The organism is Brachybacterium sp. 107, from assembly GCF_052379725.1.
In the GTDB taxonomy this organism is placed as follows: Bacteria; Actinomycetota; Actinomycetes; order Actinomycetales; family Dermabacteraceae; genus Brachybacterium.
The window spans coordinates 556,894-570,655 of sequence record NZ_JBQSYW010000001.1 but is presented as its reverse complement, the minus strand read 5'-3'; the positions used below and the strand labels follow the sequence as shown (position 1 = coordinate 570,655).

Sequence of the window (13,762 nt, the reverse complement as noted above, 5' to 3'; positions counted from 1 at the left end):
AGTTTAGTCAGTCCCCGGCGGGGATGCGGCGGATGCCGACGAAGGCGGGGTCGTGGAAGCGGGTGGGGAAGATGCGGACTTCCATGGCGGATCGGGCTGCTTCGATCACCTGATCGTTGCCGATGTGCATGGTCACGTGGCTAATACCAGTGGAGCTTCCTACGCCGCCGGCACGTCCCCAGGCTTCGTAGATGAGGTCGCCGGTCTGCACGTCTTCGACAGTGACGGGGTAGGCGGCGGGGAAGTCGTATTGATCCCGCGTGGATCGGGGAAGGTCGCGATAGCCGGCGGCGCCCAGCAGTAGGCGACGAAGGCGGAGCAGTCGATGCCGCCGGGACCGGGGCCATCCATGCTGCCACCGCCGCCGAAGTCCTAGGCAGTGCCGATGATGCTCTTGCCGCGCCCAATGACGGCTTCCACGTCGCCGTTGGCCACGGTGGTCGATGAGCACGTGTCAGCGGCGCTGCTGGTGTGCGCGCCAACGACGTCGACGCCGATTAGTGCGGCGATGATGCGTTCGGCGTCACTCTGGTGGTCGGCGTATTCGTCAGGGAAGTTACTGCCCTGTACCTCTTGGGGGATTCCCTGCGGCCATGCGGTCCCATCCGAAGACGTCGACAAGTCCAGGGAGGCGGTAACCCTCTGGGTCAGCAGAGCCCGGGCCGGCGTAGGTGATGTCGTGACCAAGGAAGAACTTTTCGGGCTCTTCCCAGTTGAGGGGGTAGCTGCGGGGCGTGGGGTGGGCGCGTCTGTGCCGGGATAGACGTCGAGGTCTCCCGATGATGGAAGTTCTCACGCTCGCCATCAGGAAGACCTCGGCATGCCCGACGCTACCTTTGACGACCCCGACCTGACGACCTTCGCCCGCCTCGAGGAGCTAGGTCTGGTCGTGGTCGGCCAAAGACTCACGGTCGCGCGGGCGGTGCTGGAATGCCGGGTCGCTGAGGAGGATCCGTGGTGCCGTGACTGTGGGGGACGCTGGACCTCTCAGGGCTCCATCTCGCGGTCTCTGGCGCATGAGCTGTTCGGTCACCGTCACACGACGTTACTGGTGCGGATCCGCCTTTACCGGTGCGATCACTGCGGAACCCACTGGCGCGAAGACACCACCGCTGCAGCGGCTGAGCGGGCGAAGCTCTCCCGCGGCGGGATTCGATGGGCGCTGGAAGCTCTGGTCATCGATCACCTTTCGATCGCGCGGGTTGCCGCGGGGCTGGGAGTGTCCTGGCGCACCGCCAACGACGTCGTCCTGGCCGAGGGGAAACGACTGCTGATCGATGATCTGGCCTGCTTCGACGGCGTTCGCGTGATCGGCGTCGATGAGCACGTCTGGCGCCACACCCGCCGCGGCGACAAATACGTCACCGTGATCATCGACCTCACTCCCATCATGGACAAGACCGGGCCAGCGAGGCTGCTGGACATGGTCGAGGGTCGTTCCAAGGCGGCTTTCAAGGCCTGGCTGGAGGCCCGCCCTGAGGCGTGGAAGGACCGTATCGAGGTCGTTGCGATGGATGGGTTCACGGGGTTCAAGACCGCAGCCAGCGAGGTCCTGCCCGGCGCGGTCGCGGTGATGGATCTCTTCCACGTCGTCCGCCTCGCCGGGGACGCTCTGGATGACTGCCGGCGCCGGATCCAGCAGAAGCTCCACAAGCGCCGAGGCCGGAAGGACGACCCTCTCTACAGGACCCGCCGCACCCTCCACACCGGGACCAAGCTGTTGACCGAGCGGCAATGCGAACGCCTCAGCGCCCTGTTCGCCCACCACCCGCACGCTGCGGTCGAGGCGACCGGGGAGATCTACCAGGCCATGATCGCTGCCTATCGAGAGCCTGACCGGACCAGAGCCAGAACGATGATGGAGAAGGTCATCGCTGCCCTCGGCACGAAGGTCCCGGGCAACCTCGTCGAGCTGGGCAAGCTCGGCCGGACACTGACCAAGCGCACGGAAGACATCTTTGCGTTCTTCGACCGGCCCGGCACCAGTAATGGACCGAAAGAAGCCATCAACGGCCGCCTCGAACACCTCCGCGGCTCGGCACTCGGCTTCCGGAACCTCACCAACTACATCGCCCGCAGCCTCCTCGAGTTCGGAGGCTTCAGACCCCAGCTACACCCTCAAATGCGATGAGCCAGGAAAGGTGGCGTTCGGTGAGAGTGGTGCCATGGGGGAGGGCTGCCTGCGCGGCCGTCGTCGAGCTGGTCACGTGGTCAGCGTTGTGCACATCGATGCAGTTCACGCAGCGTCACATGGGGGTTGTCAAGGTTTTCGAGCTGGCGCTGTCGAGTTGGTCCGCGAGAACTCTGCGGGGAGGTGAGTGGGGAGTAGGTTCAGTGGACGAACGATGCGACCAGCGTGTTGTGGATAACCTGTCACTGTGGAGGAAAGAATGGGACGTGAATGCTCGGAAGTGCGTATGGAGATGACACGGCGCGTGGTGTACGGACTGCATTCTTGACAGTCCACCTGGGGTGCTGAACCTCGGTCCGACAGAGTCGTGACGGCGGTCGACGGCCCGGGCCCCGTCGGCTGGATCCGTCGGGCCGTCCTGGTGGACCGTCGGCCCCTTTACATACAGTCACCCACACGAGAGAGTCGTCGTGGCATGGCACTGCTCCACGCCGCTGCCCGACGCCGCTGCCAGACAGCACGACCCGACACCTCACTCCAGACAGGACCCCCATGGATCGCAGGACCGGCAATCCCTTCACCCCCGGATTCGGCCTCACTCCGTTCATCCTCGCGGGCCGCGCCGAAGCCATCGAGGACTTCACGGCGGCCCTGGCCGGCAACGTCCCCGAGGCGCGGGCGATCCTCATCTCCGGCGCGCGCGGTTCCGGGAAGACGGTGCTGCTGACCGAGTTCAAGGAGCTCGCGCTCGACGCGGGATGGACCGACCTGCGCGTGCACACCTCCTCGAGCTCCCTGGTGGACGAGCTGCGGGGCACGGCGATCGCCCGCCTGCGCGAGCTGGACCCCGAGGCGGAGACCTCGCGGCTCACCTCCGCGCGGATCTCGGGAGCCGGCGCCTCCCGGGAGATCCAGCAGCGCTACGAGGGGGAGGGGGAACCGCTCACCACGGTGCTCGACCGGCTCGCGGCGCTCACCGACGAGGACGGCGGCGGTCTCCTCGTCACCCTCGACGAGCTGCAGTCCGTGGATCGCGACCAGCTGCATGCGATCACCCAGCACGTGCAGGACCTCATCGGGTCCGGGCACGCCGTCGCGTTCCTCGCCGCCGGGGTGCGGCCCGGGGTCGACGCCCTGCTCGACCACGAGCGCACCACCTTCCTGCGCCGCGCGCACCGCATCGAGGTGGGCAGCGTCGACGTGGGCACTGCGGCCGAGGCGATCCGGATGACCATCGCCGACACCGCGAAGACCATCACGCCCGAGGCGGCGGTGCTCGCCGGGGAGATCTCGCAGGGCTACCCGTACCTGATCCAGCTCATCGGCTCGAAGGCCTGGCAGAACAGCGGTGACGCTGACACGATCGAGATCGAGGATGTGCGCGGCGGGCGCGACGGCGTGGTCGCGGCGATGATCAAGAACGTGCACGGCCCGGCCCTGCGCGGCCTCAGCGCCCGCAAGCGCGAGTACCTCCACGCGATGCTCGCGGACGACGGGCCCTCGAGGGTCGGGGACATCGCCGAGCGCATGGGCGTGGACCCGCGCAACCAGTCCACGTACCGGGAGCGGCTGATCGACGACGAGCTGATCCGCCCCGCCGGACGCGGCCTCGTGGAGTTCGCCCTGCCCTATCTCGGGGCGGCGCTGCTCCATGAGCAGGCGGAGGGGGCGGCGACGGAGCCCGGGAAGGGCCTGACGCGCTCCCATCGCGCGCGGCGCGGACGGGCAGGGAAGTGATCAGCTGAGGGCCACGAGGCCCTGTCCTGCCCGCCCCGCGCGCCCCGCCCGTCCTGCCAGACCCGCCGTCAGATCCGGGCGAGGGCGACCGCGACGTTGTCCGGCCCGCCGGCCTCGAGGGCCAGGGCGACCAGGTCGTCGGCCAGCTGGTCGACGTCGGCGGCCGGCGCGGTGAGCGCATCGGCGAGGGCCGACGGCTCGACCACCGCGTGCAGCCCGTCCGAGGAGAGCAGCACGAGGTCGCCCGGTTCGAGCTGACGGATCAGCAGGTCCGGGGCGGTCGGGGCGTCGGCGGCCAGCGCGCGGTTGAGCACGGCACGATCCGGATGCGCGGCGACCTCCTCCGGGACGATGCGGCCGGCTGCGACGAGGGAGCGCAGGCGGGTGTGGTCCTGGGTGACCGCCTCGATCCGGGTGCCGCGCACGAGCGTCACGCGCGTGTCGCCGATATGCGCGACATGCAGGCGGCCGGCATGGATGAGCGCCGCCGTCAGGGTGGCGCCGTCGGGTCCGTCGGCCGGGACCAGCGCCTCGGCGGCGGACCAGGCGGCTTCCAGCTCGGCGAGCGGATCGGCCGACGGGTCCTGCCCGACAGCCCCGACAAACGCAGAGAGGATCCGTGCGGCGAGGTCGTCGTCGGCGCCGAAGCCGTCGGCCAGGGCGAGCAGCATGGCGCCGCCGGGGAGCTCGCGGGTGGCCACGGCGTCCTGCTGGGCGGTGCGCACGGGACCGCGCTCGGCGGCGGTGGCGACCTGCAGGGGCGCGGTGGGGTGGTTCGTGGTGGATGCGGTCATGGTCCTGTCCTCCTGGGGACGTTGCCCGAGGTCATGGGCGAGAGCACGGACGGCGGCGCCGCGGGAGAAGGCGTCGGCCTCCTCCTGCCGCCACCAGGAGCGCAGTTCGGTGACGGCGGCGGCCGCCTCGAGGTCGCAGAGCACCTGGATGCGGGCGAGCCCCATCCCGAGTCCCCGCAGGGACGCGATCAGCTGCGCCCGCCCCACCTGGTCGGCGCCGTAGGAGCGGTAGCCGGTGAAGGGATCGATGCGTCGCGGCGGGAGCAGTCCCGACTCGGCGTACATCCGCAGCGCCTTCGGGCTGAGCCCGCTGGCCGTGGCCAGCTCGCCGATGCTCAGCAGCGCTGCCTCCGGATCTCCCTGCGCCATGCGTTCCTCCGTCGTGCCTCGCCCGAGGTCCTCGGGCACCGGGGCGTTCCCGGCACGGACCACGCTCCGGACTGTCCCCGGGGCAGAGTCAAGCGGGCCCGGCCCGGAGCCTCCGAATATTCTGTCGACCTCCGGTGATTCTCTGTGATGCACTGCGAACATGCACTTCTCGATCCGTCCTCTGGACCCCACGTCCGATCTCGAGCTCACCCAGTACGGCGCCCTCGACGTCGCGCTGGACGAGGCGGCGCACGGGGGCAGCGAGGTGTTCACGCTCGCCCAGCGACGGGTGCTGCTCACCGACACCCCCTACTCCAGCACCCAGCGCTGGGTGGCGGTCGCCGAGCCGGTGGAGGGCGGGGAGGTCCTCGCCGGGATCGCCTCGGTGCACCTCCCGCAGCAGGACAACCTCGACACCATCTCGGTGGGGGCCTCGGTGCATCCGGCCTACCGCGGTCACGGAATCGCCACCGCCCTCGTGGAGGAGGCGCTGATCCCGGCGATCCGGGAGTCCGGGCGCTCCCTGGTGGAGTGCTACGGCGCGATCCCGGCCGACGGCGACCCCGATGACCCGTCGGCGCCGACGAACCGTCTCGCCGCGCGACTGGGCATCTCCCGCAAGAACCTCGCGGTGTGCCGCATCCTGCCGCTCCCGCTCGAGGACTCGCTGCTGGATCAGCTGCAGGCCCAGGTCGACGAGAAGATCGGCGACTACCGCATCGAGCTGTGGGACGGCGAGATCCCCGAGGAGCATCTGGAGGCCTACGGAGTGCTCCTGCGCCAGCTCGAGCTGGATGAGCCCGACGAGGAGGTCGAGCACGAGGCGACCGAGTACACGCCCGAGCGGATCCGCCTGGTGATGCAGAGGCTCCAGGACGCCGGCACGCGCGCGATCGTCGCCGTCGCCGTCGCGCCCGACGGCTGCTTCGTGGGCAACTGCGAGGTGCACCTCCAGCAGGAGGAGGGGACGACGATAGCCTGGCAGGAGAACACGCTGGTGATGCCCGATCATCGGGGACACCGGCTGGGTCTCGGGCTGAAGGTCGCCACGCATCGGCTGCTCACGGAGCAGGCGCCGCAGGTGCGCTCGATCGCCACCTGGAACTCGCACGTGAACCCGTGGATGATCGCGATCAACGAGGCGCTCGGGTACCGGATCGCGTATCGCGAGCTCGCGCTGCAGGGCCGCCCGCAGCTCTGAGGCGGGATCCCGCGACACGCCCGGCGCTCCTCGGCTCCCCGCCGACGGGCACCGCTCGGCCTAGGTTCGTGACCACCGGCCGAGGGGGATCAGCGTGCAGGCACGGCATCTCAGGAGATCATTGCGGCCCGGGCGGCCGCACGAGCAGTTCACCCTGATGATCGCGATCATGGCCGTCATCATGTCCGGCGGGATGCTCACGGGCCTGCTCACCGACGCGTCCGCGCCCGCCCAGGAGAGGGCTCCGCAGGCTGTGCTGCCGCCGGGGGACCCCTCCAACTCCACCCGGATGGACCACCGCACGCGGATCACCGGGGACATCACGCCGAAGTCCGTGGTCGCCGGTCCGGGCGGCACCGTCATCGCGAACAACATGATGTACAGCCACAGCTCGACGCTGTATGACGCGGAGACCCTCGAGCTGACCGCGACCGTCTCCGACGAGGTGGACCTGTCCGACTTCGGGATCGAGGACCGCGCCGGCGTCACACAGGGCGCTCCGGTGGAGGCCGTCTTCTCGCCCGACGGCGCCTATGCGTACGTCTCCCAGTACCGGCTCCAGGGCCCCGGCGCAGGAGCGAAGGCGACCGACGACTGCGCGAACGGCGACGCGATCGGGAAGTCCGCCGTGTACCGACTGAATCTCGCGAGCGGCCGGTGGGACCAGGTCATCGAGGTCGGGAGGGTCCCGAAGTTCATCTCCCTCTCGCCCGACGGCAGCCTCGCCCTGGTTTCGAACTGGTGCGACTCGAGCGTCTCCGTCGTGGACCTGGCCGAGGGCGTCGAGACCCGCCAGATCCCCGTGGACTCCGCCCCGCGCGGCAGTGTGGTGCTGCCGGACAACCGCACCGCCTATGTGACCGCGATGTACGCCGACGAGCTGTACCGGGTCGACCTGGTGACCGGGGAGAGCGAGCTGGTGCTGGAGACCGGCCGCAAGCCCCGCCACCTGGTCCTCTCGCCGGATGCGAGCCGCATGTACCTCACCGAGTCCGGCTCCGACCGGCTGCTGGAGCTGGATCCGGCGACCGGCGAGGTGCTGCGGGAGGCGGAGACCGGCCGCGAGCCGCGCTCGATGGCGATCTCGCCCGACGGTCTCGCGCTGTACGTGGTGAACTACTACGCCAACACGGTCTCCAAGTTCGACACGGAGACCCTGGAGGAGATCCAGACGGTGGAGGTCGGGCAGAACCCGATCGGTGTCACCTACGAGCCGACCCAGCGACGCATCTGGGTCGCCAACTATGCGGGGTCGATCGACGTCTTCGACGACACCACCCGCGCCGAGGAGATGATGTGAGCATGGTTCAGGATGACCCGAGCAGCCGCGTGATCAGCGCATCCCGGGAGATCGCGGCCCCGGCCGGAGCGATCTTCGCCCTGATCGCCGATCCGGCGGAGCAGCCGCGCTGGGACGGGAACGACAATCTCGCCGAGGCCGCCCCCGGTCAGCGGGTGATGGCGGTGGGGGATGTGTTCGTCATGACCAACCGCAACGGGGGCGTGCGCGAGAACCATGTCGTCGCCTTCATCGAGGGACGTGAGATCGCCTGGATGCCGGCCCCGCAGGGCGAGGAGACGCCCGGGCACCGGTGGGGCTGGGAGCTCGAGGAGCTCGACTCCCGGCGCACCCTCGTCACCCACACCTATGACTGGTCACGGCTGACCGACGAGAAGCGACTGGCCAAGGCCGCCGGATACACCGCCGAGAACCTGCGCGCCTCGATCGACCGGCTCGCCCGTCTCGCCGAGGGCGCGGACGGGCCATGAGCTCGCGGGACGACGCCCGGGTCCAGAGCGAGCTCGAGCAGGCCATCGCCCGCGGCGACTTCGATGACCCGCCCGGCGCCGGCAAGCCGCTGGACCTTCCGGCTTCCCCGGACCCGGACTGGTGGATCCGGCAGCGCCTCGCCGAGGACGATGTGGACCGCGACGCCCTGCTGCCTGTGGTGATGCTGCTGCGTCGCGAGTACGAGCGGCGCGACGACACCCTGGTCGAGCTGCGGAGCGAGCAGGCGGTTCGCGAGTTCGCCGCCGAGTTCACCCAGCGGGTGCACGAGGACCGCCGCGCGAACCCGCTGGCCCGCATGATGGCCCCCGAGATGGATCCCGAGGACGCCGTGGAGCGCTGGCGGGAGCTGCGCGCCGCGACGGCCGACCGCGAACCGGCTCGCGCCGAGACCGTGGTCGAGGTCCGACGGACCCGTCGGCGCTGGTGGCCCTTCGGCCGCCGCGGCTGAGCCGGGCGCGCAGAGGGCTCATTCCCAGCGGCGCATGGACGCGGCGAACCATTCCTCGGGATCTGCGGCCGACGCCGGCGCCCCGTTCGCGAGCAGCCAGGTGCACACGTTATGGCAGTCGCGGCGCAGGAAGTCCGGTCCCTTCGGGTTCGCGATCAGGTCGATGACCTGCGGGACGTCGATGATCACCGGATCGGGCTCGGCCGCGCGGGAGTCGATCAGGATGTTGTACGGCGAGAGGTCGCCGTGGACCAGCCCGAGCCCGGCGAGATCGATGACCACGTCGCGCAGCCGCGACGCCCAGCGCTCGAGGGTGCCGAGGTCGGGGCTGGTCTCCTGCAGGCGCGGCGCGGCGACCGCCCCGCGCTCGTCGTCGGTGCCGATGAACTCCATGCACACCTCGGTGCCGACGATCTGGATCGGGTAGGGGACCGGCAGGCCCGCCTCCCACAGACGCTTGAGCACGTCGAACTCGGTGCGGGCCCATTGGGCGGCCGCGACCTGCTTGCCGAAGGCGGTGCCCTTGGCCATGGCGCGGGTTTCGCGGGTGTCCTTCCCGCGGCGGCCCTCGGAGTACTCGTGGGAGCGGTGGAACGAGGAGTGCTCCGGGGCGCGGTAGCGCTTGGCGACCATCAGGGTGGCCTCACCCGGAGAGCCGGTGAGCAGCTCCTCGGGCAGGGCGCGATCGAGCAGGAAGGCGTCGGCCTCCTTGCCGGTCTTGAGGATGCCGAGCTCGGTGTCGATCGCGCCGTCTTGCTGGACGATCCAGGCGGGGAAGGGCTGCGGGCCGCGGTCGATGGTGCGGGCGGTCTCGGGCCAGGTGGACCAGCGCTGGTCGTCGTCGAGCTCGGCGACGGTGGCGGTGAGAAGGGAACGGGCGAAGAAGGCGTCCTGATCGAAGGACGGTGTCATGGGGTCTCCTGAGGGAGGACCTGCGAAAAGCTCAGCAGGTCGAGGTGGAACGGAGGACTGCAGGGGTCAGCGCGGTGACAACCATCAGGTCCTCCTTCCCTCAGGGCCGGCCCGTCCGGGGCGGCGATGGGTCCACCCTAGAGGGGCGCGATGCCGGGGTCCACCTATTTACCGAGTGCCGATCGACCGTTCCTCGCCGCTGGTCATTAACCGGTTCAGGGAAACTCTTCCCACGTTGCACTTCGGACGGTTAGCCTCAAGATCCCTCTCACCCGATCAGGAGTCGACGATGACGTCCGACCTGCATCATGCCCAGCCCGCCCACCCGTTCTCGCGGCGCGCGGTGCTCGCGGGATCCGTGGGCGCCGCGGCGCTCGGCGTCGGCATGGGTGCTCCGGCCCTGGCCGGCGGGCCCCCGGATGCCCGAGCCGTGCACTGGAAGCGCGGGCACGTGTTCCCGATGTTCAGTGCGACCGGGAAGATCGTGGTCGCGGACGCCCGGGAGCTCGACGGCTTCGACCGTCTGCTGCTGATCACCCTGCAGGGGCTCGTGAACCGCGACCGTCCCGAGATCTACCTGATCCTCGACCCTGTCGACGAGACCTGGATCCCCGACCTGCCCGTGCGGGCGACCCGGGTCGAGGACCCGTTCATCCTGCTCGAGACCTACCGCGACCGCGTCGCCGGGGCCGTCGTCTACGACATGGACTCCCCGCACACGATCAACCTCGCCACCACGATCGCCGGCCTGCGCGGAGGGATCGTCGCGAACGCCGAGCAGGTGCAGGCGCACGGCCTGAGCGTGCTCGAGGATCTCACCGGCCGCTTCGAGGACGATCCCGCCGCGGTGCACGACTGGGCGATGTCGACCCTCTGGCCGGAGTGCACCCGCGAGGTGCTGGTGGGCCTGCCGCCCACGCACACGGTCACCGTCGAGGGGATCACGTGGACCGAGCTGCTGCGCGAGGAGGACCGGGTCACCGACTCCTCGAACCTCGACACGTACACCGTCGACCTCTCGGGCTCGCTCGGGGCCGACGCGATCTTCCTGCGCCTGAGCGACGCCTTCCCCCAGGACGGCTGGGGCCCCGCCGTGCACGCCGTCGAGGTGACCGCGGACGGCGCGGTGATCGCGTCGTTCGTGCCCGGCACCGACGAGGAGACCTCGTTCCTGTTCGACGGCAGCGGCTCCTCGACCAAAGAGGGCCTGCGCTTCGCCGACGGCGGCGGGTCGTTCATCTACCGCGTCGAGGTCCCTGCGGGGACGTCGGCCGTGAGCGCCGCGATCGAGGTGGAGAACCAGTTCGTCATCTCCGCGACCGACCAGGCGCCCATCCGCGTCGAGCCGTTCGCCTCCTTCCGGGACTTCGCGGTCGCGACCGGAGCGCTGGTCAGCTGGCTGCCGCCCTCGGGAGCCAGCGGGAGCCAGTTCGAGGACCTGCTGGAGCAGGTCGAGCCCGGTACCGCGTACGCGGGCTGGTTCTCCAACGACGTCTCGGGGGAGTGGTCCGGCGTCGAGCTGTGCAGCCGGGCCGGGGTGATCGTCGTGGCGGCGGACTTCTACGCGAACGGGAGCGTGCTCTCCGCGATCCGCGCGCACGTCAGTGCGACCCCCTCGGCGCGATCCACGGCCGCCCCGGAGAACCGCACCTACCTGACCCTCACCATCGGCGAGGGTGACAACATCCAGTACTGCCAGCGGCACATGCGCGAGCTGTGGGACGACCCCGGCCGCGGCGCCGTGCCGATGAACTGGACCGTCTCCCCGCTGCTGGAGGACATCGGCCCCGCGCTGCTCCATCACTTCCAGGTCACCTCGACCGAGAACGACCTGCTCGTGTGCGGGCCCTCCGGAGCCGGCTACACCTACGGCGACTCCTGGCCGGAGGACGAGCTCGCCGTGTTCACGCAGCTCTCCGGGCGGTATCAGAAGCGCACCGGGCTCGACGTCGTCTACGCCTATTCCACGCCCGTGCCCGGCGGGGTCTCGCCCGTCCTGCCGGACTGGGTGCTGGAGTCCTACGCCGAGGACGTCGAGCTGCGCGGCATCATCCAGACCGACGAATCGGGCCGGATCACCGACGCCGGCGCGGCAGTGCCGCTGATCGGCACCTTCTACCCGCCCGGCGGGGTCGAGGAGTTCCGCTCCGAGCTGCTCGCGCGGATCCAGGAGCACGACGGGGACGGCCCGCTGTTCCTGGCCGGCCTCATCAACGCCTGGAACTGGACGCCGAGCGATGTGGTCGCCCTCGTGCAGGGCCTCCCCGAGGACGTCGAGGTGCTCCTCGCCGATGAGTTCTTCGACCTGTTCGCACAGACCGCATGAGCGCTGACCCCACGGACACGCAGCTGCTCGCCGCCTACGACGAGCAGCTGCGCGAGGAGGCGGACTTCGACGGAGCGCTCGACGTGACGCGGCACGGGCCCCTGTGGCTCGTCCGGCTCACGGGCGGCCGCGGGTTCGTGACCTATCGCCGCCTCGAACCGGCGGGGGCCGGCGAGGTCCGCGAGCTGGTCGCGGCGGCGGTGGCGCACTTCGACACGGACGGGTCGGTACGGGAGATCGAGTGGAAGAGCCGCGGGCACGATGCCGCACCGGGGCTCGAGGAGGCTCTTGTCGCGCACGGCTTCCAGGCCGAGGAGACGGAGTCGATCATGATCGGGCCCCTCGAGGGGCTCGTCGGCGACGGCCGGGTGCCCGAGGGGGTGCGCGTGCGGCGCGCGACGGAGGAGGCCGACGTGCGGGCCGTGAGCGCGATGACCGATCGTGCCTTCGGGAAGGAGGTCGACAGATCCCGCGCCGACGCCCTGGTCGCGCTGCTCGCCCGGGACGACGGGGCGCAGCAGTGGGTCGCCGAGGTCGACGGTCGGCCGGTGAGCGCCGGCCGTCTGATCCCCGTTGTGGGCACGGAGTTCGTCGGGATCTGGGGCGGGGCGACGCTGCCGGAGTTCCGGCATCGCGGGATCTACCGGGCGCTCACCGCAGCGAGGGCCCGAGCGGCGCTCGAGTCGGGCTATCGGTACCTGCACAGCGACTCCTCCCGGTTCTCCCGCCCCATCCTCGAGCGCTCGGGACTGGTGGCCGTCTCCACGACCACGCCGTGGGTGCGGCGATCGGGGACACCCGGGAGATAGGGCTGGACGCCCGGTGCCGTCGGCCGGGAGACTGGCTCGATGTTCCTGGAGAACCTCGGCATCGATGCCATCGACCCTGTCCGCGTCGGCCGCTTCTGGGAGGCGGCGCTGGGCACCACCACGCTGACCGCGGAGCCCGACATCCTCGAGACCCGGCTCGATATCGGCGGCGGCGCGTACCTCGACCTGTGCTTCGCCCGGGTTCCCGAGCCGCCCACGTCGCCGCAGCGCCTGCACCTGGACCTGCGCGGTGGTGAGCAGCAGCAGGACGTTGCGGCGCGTCTGCGGGAGCTCGGGGCGAGCGACCTCGACATCGGGCAGGGGGACGTGCCCTGGATCGTGCTCGCCGACCCCGAGGGCGGCGCGTTCTGCGTGATGGAGGAGCGGGAGGAGTTCGTCGCCACCGGGCCGATCGCCGCCCTGCCGCTGGACTCGTCCGATCCGGAGCGGGACGCCGACTTCTGGGCGTGGCTGACCGGCTGGGTCGATGTGGACGGCCAGGCACCGCGGGCCCTGCGGCACCCGTCGCTGAGCGGTCCGCTGCTGTCGCTGTATCCGGAGCCCGCGCCCAAGGTGCCCGGGGCCAAGAACCCGATCCACCTGGACGTGCGTCTCGAGCCGGGGGACGACGCCGACGAGATCGCCGCGCAGATCACCGAGCGGGGCGGGTGGGAGCTCCGCCACGACTGGGGCGACCTGACCTGGCGGGTGTTCCAGGATCCCTCCGGCAACGAGTTCTGCGTGCTGCCGGTTCCCGGGGCGGCGGCATGAGCGGCGGGCGGAGGACAGCAGGCTTCTTGGCCGTGCTGCTCGGCGGGGCCGGCGTGCTGCACCTGGTACGACCGCAGACGTTCGACGGCATCGTCCCGCGGGCGCTGCCCGGGCCGGCCCGGGCCTACACCTACGCCTCCGGGGCGGCGGAGCTCGGCGTGGCCGGGCTGCTCGCCGTGCCGCGCACCCGTCGCCTGGGCGGGATCGCGGCAGCGGCCCTGTTCGTGGCGGTGTTCCCCGCGAACCTCCAGATGGCGTACGACTGGCGCGGGGCCCGGCCGCGGAAGCGGGCCATCGCCCTGGGGCGCCTGCCGCTGCAGGGCGTGCTCATCGCCCAGGCCAGGCACGTGGTGACGGCGGTGGATCGGGGCTGACCGGGGCTGTATGGCGTACCTGCTCTCGTTCTCGCGCCGTCGGGGTGGCGATTCATACGGGGAGGGGGTATGCTCCGAGCAACAGTTACATACCCCTA

The 13,762-nt window shown here is 70.5% G+C and carries 13 protein-coding genes; 10 read left to right on the top strand and 3 right to left on the bottom strand.

The features are described 5' to 3' along the window. Positions 1–7 precede the first annotated feature (7 nt). On the bottom strand, positions 8–451 hold the full coding sequence (locus ACT3UL_RS02505; RefSeq protein WP_444576542.1) for an NlpC/P60 family protein: 444 nt from the start codon (positions 449–451) through the stop codon (positions 8–10). Positions 452–820: 369 nt separating this feature from the next. On the opposite strand from ACT3UL_RS02505, the gene ACT3UL_RS02500 reads away from it, so the two are divergent. After that, the gene (locus tag ACT3UL_RS02500; RefSeq protein ID WP_444576541.1) at positions 821–2,131 is read left to right on the top strand and encodes an ISL3 family transposase; all 1,311 of its coding nucleotides are present in this window, start codon (positions 821–823) and stop codon (positions 2,129–2,131) included. Between the two features lie 552 nt (positions 2,132–2,683). Beyond that, on the top strand, positions 2,684–3,868 hold the full coding sequence (locus ACT3UL_RS02495; protein WP_444576540.1) for an AAA family ATPase: 1,185 nt from the start codon (positions 2,684–2,686) through the stop codon (positions 3,866–3,868). A 68-nt stretch (positions 3,869–3,936) separates the two neighbouring features. Here ACT3UL_RS02495 and ACT3UL_RS02490 read toward each other — a convergent pair whose 3' ends face one another. Next, a complete protein-coding gene (locus tag ACT3UL_RS02490; protein WP_444576539.1) occupies positions 3,937–5,031 on the bottom strand; it encodes a MerR family transcriptional regulator in 1,095 nt (364 codons plus the stop codon). A 160-nt stretch (positions 5,032–5,191) separates the two neighbouring features. On the opposite strand from ACT3UL_RS02490, the gene ACT3UL_RS02485 reads away from it, so the two are divergent. The 4 genes from ACT3UL_RS02485 to ACT3UL_RS02470 all read left to right on the top strand — a co-directional run bounded on the left by ACT3UL_RS02485 (position 5,192) and on the right by ACT3UL_RS02470 (position 8,472). Further along, positions 5,192–6,232 (top strand): GNAT family N-acetyltransferase, encoded by a 1,041-nt coding sequence (locus tag ACT3UL_RS02485; RefSeq protein WP_444576538.1) that lies wholly within the window; start codon positions 5,192–5,194, stop codon positions 6,230–6,232. Positions 6,233–6,401: 169 nt separating this feature from the next. Further along, on the top strand, positions 6,402–7,532 hold the full coding sequence (locus tag ACT3UL_RS02480; protein WP_444576537.1) for a beta-propeller fold lactonase family protein: 1,131 nt from the start codon (positions 6,402–6,404) through the stop codon (positions 7,530–7,532). 2 nt (positions 7,533–7,534) lie between these two features. After that, a complete protein-coding gene (locus ACT3UL_RS02475; protein WP_444576555.1) occupies positions 7,535–8,002 on the top strand; it encodes an SRPBCC family protein in 468 nt (155 codons plus the stop codon). After that, complete coding sequence (locus ACT3UL_RS02470; RefSeq protein ID WP_444576536.1) at positions 7,999–8,472, top strand: J-domain-containing protein; 474 nt, start codon at positions 7,999–8,001, stop codon at positions 8,470–8,472. The genes ACT3UL_RS02475 and ACT3UL_RS02470 overlap by 4 nt, the downstream gene beginning before the upstream one ends. An 18-nt stretch (positions 8,473–8,490) precedes the next feature. Here ACT3UL_RS02470 and ACT3UL_RS02465 read toward each other — a convergent pair whose 3' ends face one another. Then, positions 8,491–9,384, bottom strand: a complete 894-nt coding sequence (locus tag ACT3UL_RS02465; protein WP_444576535.1) for a serine protein kinase RIO — start codon at positions 9,382–9,384, stop codon at positions 8,491–8,493. 289 nt (positions 9,385–9,673) lie between these two features. Here ACT3UL_RS02465 and ACT3UL_RS02460 point away from each other — a divergent pair, with 289 nt between their 5' ends. From ACT3UL_RS02460 to ACT3UL_RS02445, 4 genes are read left to right on the top strand one after another with little or no spacing between them, the layout of a single operon-like run. After that, the gene (locus ACT3UL_RS02460; protein WP_444576534.1) at positions 9,674–11,710 is read left to right on the top strand and encodes a GxGYxYP domain-containing protein; all 2,037 of its coding nucleotides are present in this window, start codon (positions 9,674–9,676) and stop codon (positions 11,708–11,710) included. Continuing rightward, positions 11,707–12,519 carry a GNAT family N-acetyltransferase gene (locus ACT3UL_RS02455; RefSeq protein WP_444576533.1) on the top strand — a complete coding sequence of 271 codons (813 nt, stop codon included), beginning with the start codon at positions 11,707–11,709 and terminating at the stop codon, positions 12,517–12,519. The genes ACT3UL_RS02460 and ACT3UL_RS02455 overlap by 4 nt, the downstream gene beginning before the upstream one ends. Before the next feature lie 39 nt (positions 12,520–12,558). Then, positions 12,559–13,290, top strand: coding sequence for a VOC family protein (locus ACT3UL_RS02450; RefSeq protein ID WP_444576532.1), 732 nt, complete (start codon positions 12,559–12,561; stop codon positions 13,288–13,290). Then, a complete protein-coding gene (locus ACT3UL_RS02445) occupies positions 13,287–13,664 on the top strand; it encodes a DoxX family protein (RefSeq protein ID WP_444576531.1) in 378 nt (125 codons plus the stop codon). Before ACT3UL_RS02450 ends, ACT3UL_RS02445 begins: the two co-directional genes overlap by 4 nt. Positions 13,665–13,762: the final 98 nt, after the last annotated feature.